Genomic DNA, 15926 nt, shown 5'->3' with positions numbered 1-15926 from the left:
CCCTGACCGCGGCGCTCAGTCCTCGCGGACCGACGCCAACAGGAACATCCGTGCCTTCTGCCAGTCGCGCCGGATGCTGCGCTCGGAGCGCTGGCACAGGTCGGCGATCTCCTGCTCGGACAACCCGGCGAAGTAACGCAGCTCGACTACCTTGGCCAGGTGCGCGTCCACCGCCTGCAGTCGCGCCAGGGCCACGTCCAGCGCCAACAGGTCCTCATCCAGGCGCACGCCGCTGCTGCTGTTCTCGGGAATTTCGGCCACGCGCTTGAGATCCCCGCCACGCTTGCGCGCCAAGCGGTTGCGCGCGTAATCAACCACCACGCTGCGCATGGCCGACGCGGCGTAGGCAAAGAAATGCGCGCGGTCTTCGAACCGGGCCGCGCCGCGCGCGCCCAGCAGCTTCAAGTACGACTCATGGACCAGTGAGGTGGCATCCAGCGTGCGCCCCTGCTGCCCGGCCAGCTGGCGCCGGGCCATGCTGTGCAGTTCCTGGTACAGCAGGGTCAGCACCCGGTCGAGTGAGGCGCGGTCGCCCGACCGGGCCGAATCGAGCCATACGGTGATATCCGGGCTTTCGTCCATCGCACACCCCGCCGGTGACGTTTGGCCGACTATAGCGCCGCTTCCTGCCTGTGCGTAGGACAGTTCATCGCTGGCAGTGGCCGCACCACACGCTGGCACGCTGGCCAATGATGGCGTGGCGCAGCGCTCGCCCACACTGGCGGCACGGTTCGCCTTCACGCCCGTACACCAGCAGTTCCTGCTCGAAATAGCCCGGGGCGCCGTCCGGATTGATGAAATCACGCAGGGTGGTGCCGCCGCGGGTGATGGCGTAGCCCAGGATCTGCTTCACCGCCGTGGCCAGCCGCTGGTAGCGGTCGCGCGATATCTTTCCGGCCTCGCGCAGTGGGTTGATGCCGGCCATGAACAGGCTTTCGGCGGCGTAGATGTTGCCTACCCCGACCACGATGGCCTGGTCCATCAGGAACGTTTTCACCGAGGCGCTGCGGCCCCGGCTGCGCTGGAACAGGTGGTCGCCATCGAACACCTCATCCAGTGGCTCCGGTCCCAGCCCAGCCAGCAGCGGATGGGTTTCTCCGGCCGGCTGCCAGAGCAGGCTGCCGAACCGGCGCGGGTCGTTGAAGCGGAGCAGGCGACCATTGTCCAGGCTGATGTCGACATGGTCGTGCGCGCGAAGTGGGGTGTCTCCCGGTAGTACACGGAGGCTGCCGGACATCCCCAGGTGCAGCACGGCGCTGCCGATGGGCGTATCCAGCAGCAGGTACTTGGCGCGGCGGCGCACCCCGTCAATGGGCTGGCCGGGCAGCAGCGCGCTGATTTCGTCGGGAATCGGCCAGCGGAGATCCGGCCTGCGCAGGATCACGCCGTGCACGCGGCGCCCTTCCAGGTGCGGGGCCAGGCCGCGGCGGGTGGTTTCTACTTCGGGAAGTTCAGGCATGGGGACAGTCTACGTGCGCTTCAGCGGGGCAGAGCCCCCTCTACGAAGGTGGCAGGCATGTGCGCGGTGTCAGCGGGGTGGGGCCGAGAGTTCCTTCGCGCTCAGGAAGCCATCGCCGTTGGCGTCCTGCTTGTGGAAGCGTTCGACGATCGACTGCCGCTGCTGGTCGCGGGTGACCGGCCTGCCCTTGCCGCCGGGCAGTTCATCGGCGCTGAGCACGCCGTTGCCGTCGCGGTCCATGCGGTCGAACGCGTACATCATCCACTGCACGTATTCGTCAACGCTGACCTTGCCATCCCCATCGGTATCCATGCGCTGCAGATAGCTGCCGGTATCGGTGACCTGGGCCTGCGCGGAAAACACAAGCAGCAGTGCCGCGCAGGGAAGGCCCCGCACAAGGCGGCGCCTTCCGGTGGTGCAAAGGGCAGGCCGCACCGGTCAGTGCGCCGTCAGCGCGTAGCCCTTCAGGCGCGCGGCGTAGTTCTGCAGCGCGGCGATGCCGCTCGCCTCGGCTTCGTGGCACCAGGCCTGCAGCAACTTGAGGCGTTCGGCAGCATCGTTGCCACGGGCTTCCAGCAGGGCCGCCAGGCGCGCGCGGTGTTCCACCAGCACGCGGATGCGCGGGCGCTGTTCGACCCAGGTGCTGAGCTCGGCGCGGCAATCGGGCTTGAGCCAGCGTCCGTCGTTGACCAGGCCACGACGCATGCGGCGCGGCAGCAGCTTGCGCAGCTTCGCGCCGGCAAAGGCCGCTTCTTCGCGTAGCGCCGGCACGAACACGTTGCGCTGGTAATCGGTCATGGCCTGGAAGCGGTGCGAGAGCAGCGCCTTCAGGGTTTCGGCATCGGGCACGGCGATGTTCGGGCGCACGTCCATGCTGGGCGCCACGCGCAGCACCTTGGCCAGGCCCACGGCCTGCAGGCCGCGGATGGCCGCCCAGCCGATATCGAACTCCCAGCGGCGCATCGAGAAGCGGGCCGAACTGGGGAAAGCGTGGTGGTTGTTGTGGAGCTCTTCGCCGCCGATCCAGAACGCCCAGGGGGTGAGGTTGGTGGAGGTGTCAGCCGATTCAAAGTTGCGGTAGCCCCACCAGTGGCCCAGGCCGTTGACCACGCCGGCGGCCCAGAAGGGAATCCACGCCATCTGGATCGCCCACAGGGCCACGCCGGGCAGGCCGAACAGCAGCAGGTTCAGCGCGAACAGGACCACCGGGCCCAGGTTGGCGTGCGGGGTATACAGGTGGCGCTCGATCCAGTCTTCCGGAGCGCCGCGCCCGTACTGTTCGATATCCGCGCGCATGCCACGGGCTTCGCGGTACAGCTCCACGCCGCGCCAGAACACGGTGCCGATGCCCTTGGTCACCGGGCTGTGCGGATCCTCCTCGGTTTCCACCTTGGCGTGGTGCTTGCGGTGGATCGCTACCCACTCCTTGGTGATCATGGAGGTGGTGAGCCACGTCCAGAAGCGGAAGAAGTGCGCGATGGCCGGGTGGAAATCCACCCCACGATGCGCCTGGCTGCGGTGCAGGTAGAGGGTGACGGCAAAGATGGTCAGCTGGGTGAACACCAGCAGCACCAGGCCCATGCCCCACCAGCCGAGGCCGACTACACCGCCGGTCAGGAAGTTGATGAGGGTATCGAGCATCGCAGGACTCCGGGCCGAGATGGCCAGCAGGGAAACGGGTACGGTTGGAACCATGATGGGGCCAGACGTTGCAAACTTCATCCGTCTGATGCGATTTTTGCGCAGTCATTCAGTTGTTTTCCCCCTTCGTGAGCATTGCCCCCGCATTCATGACCGTTGCCACCCCGCCGGCCGTTGCCAACGCCGCCCCCCTGATCGAACTCGACCGCGCATGTGTCATCCGTGGACAGGTCCGCGTGCTGCATGACCTGAGCCTGCGCATCGCCCAAGGCCAGCACACCGCGCTGCTGGGTCCCAACGGCTGCGGCAAATCCTCCTTCATCAAGCTCATCACCCGTGAGCTTTACCCGCTGGCGCATGCCGACGGCAGCGTGGCCGTGCGCGTGCTGGGCCAGAACCGCTGGCAGGTGGACCGGCTGCGTTCGCAGCTGGGCATCGTCACCGGCGACCTGAGCAGCAACCTGGCCGACATGCCCGGACTGACCGTGGAGGAAGCGGTGCTGTCGGGGTTCTTCGCCAGTTTCGTGGTACCGGCGTTCCGCGAGGTCACCGACCAGATGCGCGCGCGGGTCCGTGAAACGCTGGCTCTGACCGGCGCGCTGGGGTTGCTGCAGCGGGGCTATGCCGAACTTTCGGCCGGCGAAACGCGGCGCGTGCTGATCGCCCGGGCGCTGGTGAACCGGCCGCAGGCGCTGTTGCTGGATGAGCCGTCCACCGGGCTGGACCTGGTGGCGCGCCAGCACCTGATCGCCAGCATGCGCACGCTGGCCGCGCAGGGCATCACGCTGGTGCTGGTGACCCACCACATCGAAGAGGTGATTCCGGAGATCGAACGGGTGGTGCTGCTGCGTGGCGGCCGGATCGCAGCCGATGGCACCCGTGCGGAACTGTTGCGGGACGGGCCGTTGTCGGACGTGTTCGGCGGCCCGATCCAGGTGGTGGAGCACGAAGGCCGGCTGACCGCCTTCGCAGGCTGAGGGCGCTGCGCACGGCAGGGGACGGGGGTTGCCCGTCCCCTGCGCTGGTCAGAACCGCACCGCTACCGCGCGGCTTTCAATCGGCGCCATCCGGCCCTGGTCCTGCAACTGCAGGTCGCGCAGTTCGAAGGGGGCCGAATAGCCTTTGGGCAATGGCGCGGTGTCGAACGCGAGCAGCAGCTCACCGGCGCCTGCCGCATCGAACCACGCCGCACTGTGCGCCTGCGCCACCGGGTGCAGCCTGCCGTCGGGGCCGGTGGCGTGCAGCGTGCCGCGCGCCTCATAACGGCCCGGCGCGCCGATCTGCAGCGGCAGCCGCACCTGGCGCTGGGCGGCATCCACCTCGACCTGGCCGCTGAAGCGCGCCGTCGGCCGGGCCACGGCGAACGCCACCTTGGCGTCGCGCTGCACCCCCTGCGCGGTAACGAAGGCCTGCAGTTCCCACAGCCCCTGTGCCTGCCCCACATCCTCGGGAATGGTCACCTGCGCGCGCAGGCCATCCTTGCCTGCCACCAGCGGCACCGGCCAGCTGCGCCCGTCCGGTGCCACCAGCAGTGCTTCGCCGCCCGCCGGCAGCGTGCGCGCTACCGAGCGCCCCGCCGCCCGCGCCGCGCTGCCGCCGTCGTGCTGCAGGCGTGCATTCAACAGCACGCTGCCACCGGCCAGCACCTGCTGGCGGTCAGCCTGCAGGGTCAGCGCGATCGGGCTGTTGGGCTCCAGCACCTGCACCACGTAGCGGCCCTGGGCCTGCGGTGCCTGCAGGCGGTAGGTGCCCACCGCCGTACTGGCGCCGGTCCGCGCCATCGCGCTGCCCTCGCCCACGCCCATGCCGGCGGCGCGCAGCTGCTGGGCATCGACCACCTTGTCCAGCGCCACCGCGCCGGACGGGTCGCGCACCTGCAGCTGCGCCACGTCCAGCGCGCGGGCGCCCTGCACCGGGCTGACCTGGATCACCGCATCGGGTGCGGTCAGCGGCAGCTCCAGGCCGCGCTGCAGCGTGGCCGCATCCACGGTGTCCCAGTAGCTGCGGCTCCGTGCAACGAACGGGGCCGGCGCGCTCAGCGCCCGGGTCGGGTCCAGCGCCCAGGCAAAGCGCACGGGGGCACGTTCCACCGTGGCATCGGGCATCGGCGCGCGTTCCACGCGTGGGGCCACCTGGTCGGTGCCGCGCGCGGCCTGCAGCGGTTGGGCGGCGTGCAGCGGCAGCGCGGACAGCGCCGAGGCTACGGCCATGGCAAGCATCAATCGTGACGTCATGGCATGCTCCTCAGAGGGTCAGGTCGTTGCGCAGGATCGCGCCCAGGCCGAAGCATTCGCGCCGGCTCTGGTTGTGGCTGAGCGGTTCGGCGCCGTCGGTGCGCGCCTTGTCAGTGAACAGCACGCTGCCGGCCGCCTTCTGGCTGCTGCATTCCAGGAAGCCATCGGAACAGCTGTCGAGCCAGTTCCGGGTAAGTTCCAGCCCCACGTTCTGCGCATACCCGCCGCAGTAGCTGCTGCTGTCCCACACTGCCGATTCCACATCTGAACCCACCACCGCGCGGAACGGCCTGGGCAACGCAGGCCGGCCTGCGCTGCCGTACAGGTTCTGCGCATTGTAGGTGGCCATCCAGCCCACCTGCTGCATGCGCACCGCATCGTTCTGGTAGCCCAGCAGCCAGCCGACCGAGGCTTCGAACGCGTTGCCGTTGAGCACCGCATCAGCCAGCGGCGTGCCGGCCGACGACGGCGCCAGCGCGGTGACCTTGCTGATGGTCTGGATGAGTTTCGGGTAGCGGCTGTCGTAGGTGGGGTTGGACAGGATCCAGCGCACCACGTTGCCGCCGTTGGAATGGGTGATCACCACCAGCTTGGTGATGCCACGCGTGTTGATGAACGTGGTGAGCTGGCCAGCCAGGCAGCCGGCTGCTTCCGGCTTCCACATGTACTGCTCGAAATCGCAGTTGACCACCGTGTAATTGGCGCTGTTGGGCAGGCCCTGGCGAACGGTGTCGATGATACCCGGCTGCCAGTAATCGGCGCGCGCATCGGTCTGCTTGCCGGTGCCGTGCACGAACGCCACACCCACCACGTCGGCCGCGTGCGCGCTTGCGCAGGCCAGCATCATTCCCAGGGCCAGGCCAGCGCCCTTCCCCACTGCAGTGCTTCGCATCCTGTCACTCCCTCTACCGGTGATCCCCCTGATTGCCGACAGAAGCTATGCCGCCTGCGAATCGGTTTCCGTGAACCAGTAGAGATTTCCTATCATTTGAAACCACTCCCAATGGTGCGCTGCAGTGGATCGTGCCGGTTGTGGCGGCATGACCAGTGGCTGCTGGCAGCGCGCGCCCAAGCTGCGATCATGCGCACTTCACGCCTTCGAGTCCTGCCGATGCAAGCTGCCGCTTCCACCACCGTCCTGCGTCCCTTGCTGGCCACCGCGCTGCTGGCGGCGGCGGCCGGCTGCACCACGGTGGCCGCACCGACCACACCGGTGGAGGCGTCGGTCGTGACCAAGGCGGTGGGTTACCTCGCGGCGGACGCGGTGCCGGACAGCCTGAACCTGGTGCCGGCCCCTCCGGCCAGCGGTTCAGGCAGCTTCGCGCTGGATGAGCAGGTCAGCCGTGAGGCGCGCGCCCTGCGCGACACCCCGCGTTTTGCCCAGGCCCACCGCGATGCCGAACTGGGCTTCCCGGAAGGGGCAAACCAGTTCGCCTGCGCGATCGGGCTGGACGTGGATGCGCAGAAGACCCCCGCGCTGTATCGCCTGCTCGAGCGCAGCCGGATCGATGCCAGCGCCGCCACCCGCGCGGCCAAGCACCAGTACCAGCGCCCGCGCCCGTTCATGGTTAACGGCGAACCCACCTGCACGCCGGAAGATGAAGAAGGCCTGCGCAGGAATGGCTCCTACCCGTCCGGCCACACCTCGATCGGCTGGGCGTGGGCGCTGATCCTGTCGGAGATCGTCCCCGAGCGCGCCGATGCCATCCAGGCACGCGGCCGCAACTACGGCGAGAGCCGCCTGGTATGCAACGTGCACTGGCAAAGCGACATCCTGGAAGGCCGTTTCATGGGCGCGGCAGCCGTGGCGAGGCTGCACGACAACGCCGACTTCAACCGCGACCTGCTGGCCGCACGCAAGGAAATCGCGGCAGCCCGAAAGGCGGGCGCAACGGTAGACCGCGACTGTGCCGCAGAAGAGACGGTCCTGAAGACCCGACCTGCCAGCGCACTGTGATGTCGGGTCGCCCGCGCTGACGTATCCGGTTCTCACCACGTTCGCCAGCGATTTGTAGTGCCACGCCATGCGTGGCAACCGCGCAACGCGCGGCTCAAGCATCCGGAGCCTCGACACTGACGCGTCCGGTGAAATCACCGACGCTGACATCTGTCCGAAGACGTCCGTCAGATGTGCATGACGCCGGAACGAAGCGCCGTTTTTCACCACAGGTCATGCGTTACCGGGCGTTGAAGCGTTATGGGCGGTCGTTCGGGAACCGACCCTACCGCGCCGGCAACAGCTCGAAACGGAATGGAAAACGGCGCGGATCTCTCCGCGCCGTTGTTGATTCAACCCGTCATCCGCACCATCAGAACTTCGCGGTGAACTCCACGCCAAACGTACGCGGCTCGTTGAGGAAGCCGGTCAGGTTGTTGAAGTCGATCGCACCCACCACGCGGGTCTGGTTGGTCAGGTTGCGACCGAACACCGCAACGTCGTACTGGCCATAGTCCCAGTTGTAGCCCAGGCGCAGGCCGCCTTCCAGCGACGAGCGGCTGCGGAATTCCGGCGACTCGTACAGGAAGAAGTTCACCGGGCTGCGGTAGGCCCAGTCGGTGTAGACGTAGAGTTCGCTGGCATCGTTGAGCGGGAAGCCGGCGCGCAGCGTCAGGTTGTGGATCCACTTCGGCGCCTGCGGCAACGGGTTGCCGTTGACCAGCGCGTAGGTGCCCCCGTTGATCACCGTGGTCGGGTCGGTGATGGTGCAGCCGCCACCGCAGATCGCCACCGCCAGGTCGCGGTCCTTGATCTCGGTGTCGTTGTAGCTGCTGCCCAGGGTCAGCAGCACGTGGTCGGTCAGGTAGGCTTCGAAGTCCAGCTCCGCGCCCTGGCCGATGGTCTTGTCCGCGTTGAGCAGGGTGGCGGTGTTGTTGCTGCCGCCCACTGCGATCAGCTGCTGGCCATCGACGTTGTAGCGGAAGATGTTGAAGCCCAGGCGCGCGCGGCGATCGAAGAGGTCGGCCTTGACCCCGATCTCATAGGAAATCACCTTTTCCGAATCGGCCTGCGACACGCCACCAAAGGCCAGCCGGCCCTGGATCGACGGCGCGCGGAAACCCTTGGCTACACGTGCATACGCGTTGAAGTTGTCGGTGACCTGGTACACACCACTCAGGTCCCAGCTGACATCGTCGACGTCGGTGTTGGCCACGTACGGGCCGCTGACCGGGGTACCGCCCGGCACCGCCTGCAGCACGCTGGCGGTGAAGTCCTTCTTGTCCTGCGTGTAGCGCACGCCGCCGCGCAGCTTGAACTTGTCGGTGACGTCGAAGTCGCCGGAAGCGAATGCCGCCCACGCCTTGTTGCGCTGGCTCTGCACGGCGTGGCCGGTCTGCGGGTTGCCCGGGGTCAACGAGTCGTAGTTGAAGCTGTCGATGGTGACGTCTTCATCGAAGTAGAACACGCCCGCCTGCCAGTCGAAGCGGCCCCATTCGTTGGATTCCACGCGGAATTCCTGGGTCCACTGGCGGTGGTGCGGCAGGCCGTCGGCCGATTCGGACGGGAACGGAATGAAGCCCGGGCCGTAGTTGCCCGCGCCCAGGAAGCTGGCGCCGTAACCACCGTCGATATCGCCATGGTTGAGCGATTCGGCGGTTTCATAGCCGGTGATCGAGTGCAGCGTCACGCCGCCCAGGTTCCACTGCAGGCGCGCGCTGCCGCCCCAGGTTTCCAGCTCGGAGAAGTTCTCGCCGTCGTTGGAGACCTTGTCGCGGTCGAAGTTTTCCACCAGCGCATTGCTGCCCGGTTGGATGATGTTGGCGCGGAACAGGCGCGCGGTGCCGTTGAGCTTGCGCTTGTGCAGGTTGAACAGCGCTTCGAACTCGTCGCCTTCGTACAGGAACTGCACGCGGCCCGCGGCTTCGTCGTAGCCTTCGAAGCCTTCCGCCGGTGCGTTCGGGCGGGTGTTGTCCACGTAGTTGTCGCGGCGCTGGTACAGCGCCGACACGCGCGCGGACCAACGGTCGGTCAACGGCCCACCGTAGGCGGCCTGGGTATTCCAGGTGTCGTAGGTGCCGTAGGAGACCTTGACGTAACCGTCGGCATCCTGCGACGGACGGGCCGAATCGAACTTCACCACGCCGGCCGGCGTGTTGCGCCCGAACAGCGTGCCCTGCGGGCCGCGCAGTACTTCCACGCCGGCAAGGTCGAACAGCGGGAAGCCCTTCAGCAGCGGGCTCTCCTGCACCACATCGTCATACACCAGCGACACCGGCTGCGAGGCATTGAGATCGAAATCGGTGTTGCCCAGGCCGCGGATGTAGAAGCGCGGGAAGGCACGACCGTAGGACGATTCGATGTTCAGGCTCGGCACGCGGGCCGACAGGAAGCGGATGTCGTCGCCGGCCGAACCAAGCACGTCGAGCTTTTCGCCCTGGATGGCCGAGATCGAGACCGGCACGTCCTTGGCGTTTTCGACGCGGCGCTGGGCCGTGACCTGCAGGGTGTCGAGGGCTACCGGATCCTTGGTGGCAGGGGCGTCCTGGGCTGCGGCCGTCAACGGCAGCAGGGCGGCAAGCGCGACAACGAGGGGATGCACGGACGGAGTACGGCCGTGGGCAGTGCGGTTCGGGAACATGGCGATTAGGCTGTGTTGGGAAGGGTGGTGGACCGGCGCTACCAGACAATTGTTGCAGTACAACAACAGCGTCGCAAATGCAGGTCACTCATTACCAAGATCCGGGAGCGCAGATGTGAAGGCACTTGGCCGCGCCCTCGCCCCTCCCTGTGCCAGGATGAATATCTTCAGCCAGGCCCTGCTGACGCCACGCGGATGCTGCAGTGCTGCTCTACCTGTGTGGCTGGCACCTCCGCCAGGCATGTGGACCGACAGGCAACCTCGCATAACCACCAGGCGCGAGATCGCCCGCCATGGCCCGGCACTACCGGTATGCTATCGCCCATTCACATTTCGCCACGCCCATGACCGCCTTCCGCCGCACCCGTCTCACGCTGTCCGTTGCCCTGCTCGGCCTGCTGGCTGGCTGCGGCGGTGAAGCCGTTCGCCCGACCCCGCCGCCGGTGGCCACCACGGTGGTGCCGGCCAAGCCGGTGAAGATCGGCATCGCGCTCGGCGGTGGTGCGGCCAAGGGCTTTGCGCATATCGGCGTGATCAAGATGCTGGAAGCCAATGGCTTCGAACCGGTCGTGGTATCCGGAACCAGCGCCGGCAGCGTGGTCGGCGCGCTGTATGCCAGTGGCATGGATGCGTTCCAGATGCAGTCCAAGGCCGTGGCCCTGGATGAGGCCAGCATCCGCGACGTGCGCCTGTTCTCCGGCGGCCTGGTGCAGGGCCAGAAGCTGCAGGATTACGTCAACGCACAGGTGAACAACAAGCCGGCCGAAAAGCTGAAGAAGCCGTTCGCCGCCGTGGCCACCAACCTGGATACCGGCGACCGCGCGGTGTTCGTGCGTGGCAACGTGGGCCAGGCCGTGCGTGCCTCGAGCAGCATCCCGGGCGTGTTCGAACCGGTGAAGATCGGCAGCAACCTGTTCGTCGACGGCGGCGTGGTCAGCCCGGTGCCGGTGGATGCCGCGCGCCAGCTGGGCGCGGACTTCGTCATCGCCGTGGATATTTCCAGCAAGGCCAGCGGTAAATCGCCGACCGGCATGCTGGGCATCGTCAACCAGTCCATCTCGATCATGGGCCAGCGCCTGGGCGAGCAGGAGCTCGCGCGCGCCGACATCATCATCCGCCCCAAGGTGCTGGACATCGGCGCGGCCGATTTCAGCCAGCGCGGCTACGCGATCCTGGAGGGCGAGAAGGCCGCGATGGCCGCGATGCCGCAGATCCGCGCCAGGATCCAGCAGCTGCAGAAGGCCCGCGCCGCTGCGCTGGCCCCGCCGCCGCCGCCGAAGTGCGAGGAGCCCTCGCGCGTGGGCAAGCTGATGGGCCGCAAGGAAAAGTGCGCGTAACCCGCGTTATTCCAGTTGAGACAACGGTAACGCCCTGAAGTCCTTCACCGTGCGCAGCACGAAACTGGAATTCACGTCGGCCACGCCTGCGGCATTGAGCAGCTTGTCCAGCAGGAAGCTGGAGAAGTGCTCCAGGTCGCGCACGTAGATGTGCAGCAGGTAATCCATATCGCCGGTCAGCGCATGGCAGGCCACCACTTCATCCCAGTCCACCACGCTGTCGGCGAACACGCCGATGGCGTGCTGGTCGTGCTTTTCCAGCTGCACGCGCACGAAGGCCTGCAGCCCCAACCCAATCCGGCGCGGGTCCAGCCGCGCGCCGTAGCCGGCGATGACCCCCTCGCTCTCCAGCCGCTGTACCCGCCGCAGGCAGGCTGACGGGGACAGGTTCACCCGCGCCGCCAGTTCGGCGTTGGTGGCGCGGCCATGTTGCTGGATCTCTGCCAGGAGACGCAGATCCGTGCGGTCGAACTGGGCATCTCCGGACATTGCTGCTCCGCAACATTGATTGGACGCAACGATATTGCGCCAGACCGGCAGATCGGTGCAACTTTGCAATCCTCTTGCGCGCGCCCTGCCCTAGCATCAAGGGGTCACTTCCCAGGAGTCCACCTCGATGGAGACCGCCACCGCCCCCCGCCGCGTCGAACACCAGCAGACCGACAAGGGCTACGTGCCGGTGTACACCACCGCCGTGGTGGAACAGCCGTGGGCAAGCTACACCGCCGACGACCACGCCACCTGGAGCACGCTGTACCAGCGCCAGCGTGAGCTGCTGGTGGGCCGCGCCAGCAGGGAGTTCCTGCAGGCGCAGGACGAGATGGGCATGAACGCGCACATGATTCCGCGCTTCGACCAGCTCAACGAAGTGCTGGGCGCCGCCACCGGCTGGACCCTGGTCGGCGTGGAAGGCCTGCTGCCGGAACTGGATTTCTTCGACCACCTGGCCAACCGCCGTTTCCCGGTCACGTGGTGGATCCGTCGCCCGGACCAGATCGACTACATCGCCGAACCGGACATGTTCCATGACCTGTTCGGGCACGTGCCGCTGCTGATGAACCCGGTGTTCGCCGATTACATGGCGGCCTACGGCCGCGGCGGGGTCAAGGCGCACGCGATCGGCCCCGAAGCGTTGCAGCACCTCACCCGCCTGTACTGGTACACGGTGGAGTTCGGCCTGATCAACACGCCCGAAGGACTGCGCATCTACGGCGCGGGCATCGTGTCGTCCAAGGGCGAATCGCTGTATTCGCTGGAATCGGCCGCGCCGAACCGGATCGGGTTCGACCTGGAGCGCATCATGCGCACCCGCTACCGCATCGACACCTTCCAGAAGACCTACTTCGTCATCGACAGCTACGAGCAGTTGATGGAAGCGACCGCACCGGACTTCACCCCGATCTACGCCGCGCTGGAAACGCAGGAGCACCTGCCGGCCGGTGAGGTGCAGGAAGGCGACCGCGTGTTCCAGAAGGGCACCGGCGAAGGCTGGGCCGAAGGCGGCGACGTTTGAGGCAGGAGCGTCACGACCAACGGTCGTGACCTACCGGTGGTCCGAGCGGTAGCGCACGACCGTTGGTCGTGCGGCGTAGAGCCGGGCGCTGCCCGGCTGGCTTCACCGCGGATACGCCAACAGCACCACCAGATCCTGCTCCCCGCGCTGCTGCAGCGCATGCAGGCTGCCCACCCGGGTCAGCAGGGCGTCGCCGGCCGCCACGTCGTACTGCTTGCCATCGAGCACGTAGCTGCCCTGCCCGCTGACGATGTAATAGATCTCATCCTTGTGCTGCGGGTGCAGGCCGATGCCCGCGCCCTTGTGCAGCACGCGCTTGCGCAGCACGAACGGAAGGTCTTTGTCGTCGGCGAAGAACGGGTAGGCGGTGGTCGGTCCGGCGCCGCCGTGCGGGCCCGGCTGGGAAATGCCGATATCGCGCTCGTGAACCACGCGCGAGGGCCTGGCCGGGTCGCTGCCCTGCCCTGCGGGCTGGCTCACGTCGCAGTCGATGTCGCGCTTCAGGGCCGGTTTCAGCTCGGGGGTCAACGCCACCCAGTCGCGCAGTACCAGGCAGGCCACGGCGGTGGCACCGGCGGTGCTGAAGTGGGTGCCGTCGGCCTTGTTCTGCTCGGGTACGAACATGAAGTAGGGTTTGGCGCCCTGCTCGCCCAGCGCGCGGATCCAGCGGGTGGAGCTGGCATTGAGGTCGATCAGCGCCACCTGTTCGCGCGCGGCCAGCTGCTTCACCGCCTGGGTGTACAGCCCGTGCGTGTCCAGCAGCGAACCGAAGTCGTACAGCAGCCTCGCCACCGGAGTGATCAACACCGGCGTGGCGCGCTTGTCGCGGGCCAGCTGCACATAGCGCATCAGGTACTGCGGGTAGGCGGTGTCCGGGTCGTCGTAGCGGGTGGGGTCTTCGAACTTGGCGTCGTTGTGGCCGAACTGGATCAGCAACACGTCACCCGGTTGGAGCTCGGCGGCGATCGCGTCGAGGCGCTTTTCCTCGATGAAGCTGCGCGCGCTGCGGCCGCCCTTGGCGTGGTTGCGCACCTCCCACACAGCAGGGTCCAGGTAACTCTGCAGTGTCTGTCCCCAGCCGGCCTGCGGCGCGCGTTCCGGGCCGTACCCGGCGGCGGTGGAATCGCCGGCGATGAAGATGCGGTGCGGCGCCGCGTGCGCGGCGGTCGCAAGGAAAAGCAACGACAGCAACAACGAAGAACGCAGCATGTTCGTGCCCCGTAGCGCCGGGCCCTGCCCGGCGGTCGCATGATGTCAGGTTGCGTGGGCCGGGCAGAGCCCGGCGCTACGCATGAAGCGAGGTAGGTATCGACCGTTGGTCGATACCTTGGCGTTACCGGGCGAGCCAACCACCGTCTACGGGAATGACCGAGCCATTGACGTAATCCGACGCGCTCGACGCCAGGAACACGGCCGTACCGGCGAGGTCTTCCGGGGTGCCCCAGCGGCCGGCCGGGATGCGGTCGAGGATGGACTTGTTGCGGTCCTCGTCGGCGCGCAGCGCGGCGGTGTTGTCGGTGGCCATGTAGCCCGGGGCGATCGCGTTGACGTTGATGCCCTTGTTGGCCCACTCGTTGGCCAACAGGCGGGTGATGCCGGCGATGCCGCTCTTGCTGGCGGTGTACGACGGCACCCGGATCCCGCCCTGGAAGGACAGCATCGAGGCGATGTTGATGATCTTGCCGCGGCCCTGCGCGATGAAATGACGACCGGCCGCCTGCGAGATGAAGAACGCGGACTTGATGTTGACGTTCATCACGTCGTCCCAGTCCTGTTCGCTGAAGTCCACCGCATCGGCGCGGCGGATCAGGCCGGCGTTGTTGACCAGGATATCCAGGCCACCCAGCCCTTCGATGGTTTCGCGGATCACCCGCTCCACCGGCTCGATGCTGATCAGGTTTGCTTCCACCGCCAGGCAGCGGCGGCCCAGCGCGGTGATCCTGGCGATGGTCTCGGTGGGCGGCGCGATGCCGGCCACGGCCACGTCGGCGCCGGCCTGTGCCAGCGCCACGGCGATGCCCTGCCCCAGGCCGGTGTTGCCACCGGTGACGAGGGCGACCTTGCCTTCCAGACTGAACGGATTAGCCATTGCGGTTACGGTCCTTATCCAATGCGGTGTGGGTTACTTGAGCTGGCAGATGTCCAGCACGTGCATGTCGGTGTAATCCAGGTTTTCGCCGCCCATCGCCCAGATGAAGGCGTAGTTGCTGGTGCCGGCACCCATGTGGATCGACCACGGCGGGGACACCACCGCTTCGTTGTTCTGGATCACGATGTGACGCTGCGCGTCCGGCTCGCCCATGAAGTGGTACACGCGATCGTTCTGGCCCAGATCGAAGTAGAAATAGACCTCGCTGCGGCGGTCGTGCAGGTGCGGCGGCATGGTGTTCCAGACGCTGCCCGGCTTCAGCACGGTCAGGCCCAGCAGCAGCTGCGAGGACTGGCAGGTGGCCGGCACGATGTACTGGTAGATGGTGCGCTCGTTGCTGGTTTCCAGCGCGCCGCGCTCCAGGGCAACCGCATCCTTGATCGACAGCTGCTTGGTCTCGAAGCGTGCGTGCGCCGGGGTCGAGGCCAGGTAGAACTGCGCCGGGGTGGCGGCATCATCGGAGGCGAACACCACCTCTTCGCTGCCCATGGCCACGTACAGGCCATCCTTCGGGCCCAGCGTGTAGACGGTGCCATCGACGGTGACGGTGCCACTGCCGGCGCCGACGTTGATCACGCCCAGCTCACGGCGCTCCAGGAACGCGTGGCCGGCGGCCGAAGCCGGTTCGGTCTGCCTGGGCAGGGCCACCGGACCCTTCACCGGGGCCGCACCGCCGAGCACGAAGCGCTCGTAGTGGGTGTACTTCAGGGTCACCGCGTCGGCATTGAACAGGCCGTCGAGCAGGTACAGCTCGCGCAGGTCGTCGTTGCTGGCGCCCTTGATGGCGTCGGGATGGGTGGCGTAGTGGGTCTTGCAGTACATGGCGTCTCCAGAGCAGGGGTGGGCCGACGGGCGGTCCCGGCGCGATTTCCTCCATTCTAGCCAAGCAGGAAACCGGTGTCATTTTGCATTGCGGGATCGGTGGGAAGTCACGACCAACGGTCGTGGCCTACCGGGTGAAATCATGTCCGGGGCGAACGGGGGGCTTGGCTTGCCGGTAGGTCACGACCGTTGGT

At 67.1% G+C, this 15926-nt stretch carries 15 protein-coding genes; 4 read left to right on the top strand and 11 right to left on the bottom strand.

The features are described 5' to 3' along the window. Nucleotides 1–15: 15 nt before the first annotated feature. The 4 genes from ACGFZ3_RS15815 to ACGFZ3_RS15800 all read right to left on the bottom strand — a co-directional run bounded on the left by ACGFZ3_RS15815 (nucleotide 16) and on the right by ACGFZ3_RS15800 (nucleotide 3100). The gene (locus ACGFZ3_RS15815; protein ID WP_392923207.1) at nucleotides 16–582 is read right to left on the bottom strand and encodes an ECF-type sigma factor; all 567 of its coding nucleotides are present in this window, start codon (nucleotides 580–582) and stop codon (nucleotides 16–18) included. 64 nt (nucleotides 583–646) lie between these two features. Continuing rightward, a complete protein-coding gene (gene mutM, locus ACGFZ3_RS15810; protein WP_392923204.1) occupies nucleotides 647–1459 on the bottom strand; it encodes a bifunctional DNA-formamidopyrimidine glycosylase/DNA-(apurinic or apyrimidinic site) lyase in 813 nt (270 codons plus the stop codon). A 69-nt stretch (nucleotides 1460–1528) separates the two neighbouring features. After that, complete coding sequence (locus tag ACGFZ3_RS15805; RefSeq protein WP_392923201.1) at nucleotides 1529–1855, bottom strand: hypothetical protein; 327 nt, start codon at nucleotides 1853–1855, stop codon at nucleotides 1529–1531. Between the two features lie 42 nt (nucleotides 1856–1897). Then, nucleotides 1898–3100 (bottom strand): acyl-CoA desaturase, encoded by a 1203-nt coding sequence (locus tag ACGFZ3_RS15800; protein WP_392923198.1) that lies wholly within the window; start codon nucleotides 3098–3100, stop codon nucleotides 1898–1900. A 149-nt stretch (nucleotides 3101–3249) separates the two neighbouring features. Between ACGFZ3_RS15800 and ACGFZ3_RS15795 the strand changes: the two genes are divergently transcribed. Then, complete coding sequence (locus ACGFZ3_RS15795; protein ID WP_392923589.1) at nucleotides 3250–4077, top strand: ABC transporter ATP-binding protein; 828 nt, start codon at nucleotides 3250–3252, stop codon at nucleotides 4075–4077. 48 nt (nucleotides 4078–4125) lie between these two features. Here ACGFZ3_RS15795 and ACGFZ3_RS15790 read toward each other — a convergent pair whose 3' ends face one another. Both ACGFZ3_RS15790 and ACGFZ3_RS15785 read right to left on the bottom strand, forming a co-directional pair. Next, entirely contained in the window at nucleotides 4126–5334 is a 1209-nt protein-coding gene (locus ACGFZ3_RS15790) for a DUF4785 domain-containing protein (RefSeq protein WP_392923195.1), read from the bottom strand. Nucleotides 5335–5344: 10 nt separating this feature from the next. Continuing rightward, a complete protein-coding gene (locus ACGFZ3_RS15785; RefSeq protein ID WP_392923192.1) occupies nucleotides 5345–6226 on the bottom strand; it encodes a hypothetical protein in 882 nt (293 codons plus the stop codon). Nucleotides 6227–6445: 219 nt separating this feature from the next. Here ACGFZ3_RS15785 and ACGFZ3_RS15780 point away from each other — a divergent pair, with 219 nt between their 5' ends. Beyond that, nucleotides 6446–7291 carry a phosphatase PAP2 family protein gene (locus ACGFZ3_RS15780; protein ID WP_392923190.1) on the top strand — a complete coding sequence of 282 codons (846 nt, stop codon included), beginning with the start codon at nucleotides 6446–6448 and terminating at the stop codon, nucleotides 7289–7291. Between the two features lie 352 nt (nucleotides 7292–7643). Here ACGFZ3_RS15780 and ACGFZ3_RS15775 read toward each other — a convergent pair whose 3' ends face one another. Beyond that, complete coding sequence (locus tag ACGFZ3_RS15775) at nucleotides 7644–9911, bottom strand: TonB-dependent receptor (RefSeq protein WP_392923188.1); 2268 nt, start codon at nucleotides 9909–9911, stop codon at nucleotides 7644–7646. 344 nt (nucleotides 9912–10255) lie between these two features. Here ACGFZ3_RS15775 and ACGFZ3_RS15770 point away from each other — a divergent pair, with 344 nt between their 5' ends. Continuing rightward, a complete protein-coding gene (locus ACGFZ3_RS15770; protein WP_392923185.1) occupies nucleotides 10256–11248 on the top strand; it encodes a patatin-like phospholipase family protein in 993 nt (330 codons plus the stop codon). Between the two features lie 6 nt (nucleotides 11249–11254). Here the strand turns inward: ACGFZ3_RS15770 and ACGFZ3_RS15765 are convergent, their stop codons facing one another. Further along, nucleotides 11255–11737, bottom strand: a complete 483-nt coding sequence (locus tag ACGFZ3_RS15765; protein ID WP_392923182.1) for an Lrp/AsnC family transcriptional regulator — start codon at nucleotides 11735–11737, stop codon at nucleotides 11255–11257. A 127-nt stretch (nucleotides 11738–11864) separates the two neighbouring features. Here ACGFZ3_RS15765 and phhA point away from each other — a divergent pair, with 127 nt between their 5' ends. Next, nucleotides 11865–12761 (top strand): phenylalanine 4-monooxygenase, encoded by an 897-nt coding sequence (gene phhA / locus ACGFZ3_RS15760; protein WP_392923179.1) that lies wholly within the window; start codon nucleotides 11865–11867, stop codon nucleotides 12759–12761. 102 nt (nucleotides 12762–12863) lie between these two features. Here phhA and ACGFZ3_RS15755 read toward each other — a convergent pair whose 3' ends face one another. From ACGFZ3_RS15755 to kduI, 3 genes are all read right to left on the bottom strand, one after another. Next, nucleotides 12864–13970 carry a GDSL-type esterase/lipase family protein gene (locus ACGFZ3_RS15755; RefSeq protein WP_392923176.1) on the bottom strand — a complete coding sequence of 369 codons (1107 nt, stop codon included), beginning with the start codon at nucleotides 13968–13970 and terminating at the stop codon, nucleotides 12864–12866. A gap of 124 nt (nucleotides 13971–14094) precedes the next feature. Continuing rightward, complete coding sequence (gene kduD, locus ACGFZ3_RS15750; RefSeq protein WP_392923174.1) at nucleotides 14095–14850, bottom strand: 2-dehydro-3-deoxy-D-gluconate 5-dehydrogenase KduD; 756 nt, start codon at nucleotides 14848–14850, stop codon at nucleotides 14095–14097. 33 nt (nucleotides 14851–14883) lie between these two features. Continuing rightward, nucleotides 14884–15732 carry a 5-dehydro-4-deoxy-D-glucuronate isomerase gene (gene kduI / locus ACGFZ3_RS15745; protein WP_392923172.1) on the bottom strand — a complete coding sequence of 283 codons (849 nt, stop codon included), beginning with the start codon at nucleotides 15730–15732 and terminating at the stop codon, nucleotides 14884–14886. Between the last annotated feature and the right edge of the window lie 194 nt (nucleotides 15733–15926).

The organism is Stenotrophomonas sp. NPDC047960, from assembly GCF_043204395.1.
Classification (GTDB): domain Bacteria; phylum Pseudomonadota; class Gammaproteobacteria; order Xanthomonadales; family Xanthomonadaceae; genus Stenotrophomonas.
Note: the sequence above shows the minus strand (reverse complement) of the source record. Positions and strands in the feature narration are given on the sequence as shown.

Coding starts and splice junctions, on each gene's coding strand:
- ACGFZ3_RS15790 (WP_392923195.1), bottom strand. CDS start 5,334: ATGACGTCACGATTGATGCTTGCCATGGCCGTAGCCTCGGCGCTGTCC.
- ACGFZ3_RS15755 (WP_392923176.1), bottom strand. CDS start 13,970: ATGCTGCGTTCTTCGTTGTTGCTGTCGTTGCTTTTCCTTGCGACCGCC.
- kduD (WP_392923174.1), bottom strand. CDS start 14,850: ATGGCTAATCCGTTCAGTCTGGAAGGCAAGGTCGCCCTCGTCACCGGT.
- phhA (WP_392923179.1), top strand. CDS start 11,865: ATGGAGACCGCCACCGCCCCCCGCCGCGTCGAACACCAGCAGACCGAC.
- ACGFZ3_RS15770 (WP_392923185.1), top strand. CDS start 10,256: ATGACCGCCTTCCGCCGCACCCGTCTCACGCTGTCCGTTGCCCTGCTC.
- ACGFZ3_RS15795 (WP_392923589.1), top strand. CDS start 3,250: ATGACCGTTGCCACCCCGCCGGCCGTTGCCAACGCCGCCCCCCTGATC.
- kduI (WP_392923172.1), bottom strand. CDS start 15,732: ATGTACTGCAAGACCCACTACGCCACCCATCCCGACGCCATCAAGGGC.
- ACGFZ3_RS15785 (WP_392923192.1), bottom strand. CDS start 6,226: ATGCGAAGCACTGCAGTGGGGAAGGGCGCTGGCCTGGCCCTGGGAATG.
- ACGFZ3_RS15780 (WP_392923190.1), top strand. CDS start 6,446: ATGCAAGCTGCCGCTTCCACCACCGTCCTGCGTCCCTTGCTGGCCACC.
- ACGFZ3_RS15775 (WP_392923188.1), bottom strand. CDS start 9,911: ATGTTCCCGAACCGCACTGCCCACGGCCGTACTCCGTCCGTGCATCCC.
- ACGFZ3_RS15765 (WP_392923182.1), bottom strand. CDS start 11,737: ATGTCCGGAGATGCCCAGTTCGACCGCACGGATCTGCGTCTCCTGGCA.
- mutM (WP_392923204.1), bottom strand. CDS start 1,459: ATGCCTGAACTTCCCGAAGTAGAAACCACCCGCCGCGGCCTGGCCCCG.
- ACGFZ3_RS15800 (WP_392923198.1), bottom strand. CDS start 3,100: ATGCTCGATACCCTCATCAACTTCCTGACCGGCGGTGTAGTCGGCCTC.
- ACGFZ3_RS15815 (WP_392923207.1), bottom strand. CDS start 582: ATGGACGAAAGCCCGGATATCACCGTATGGCTCGATTCGGCCCGGTCG.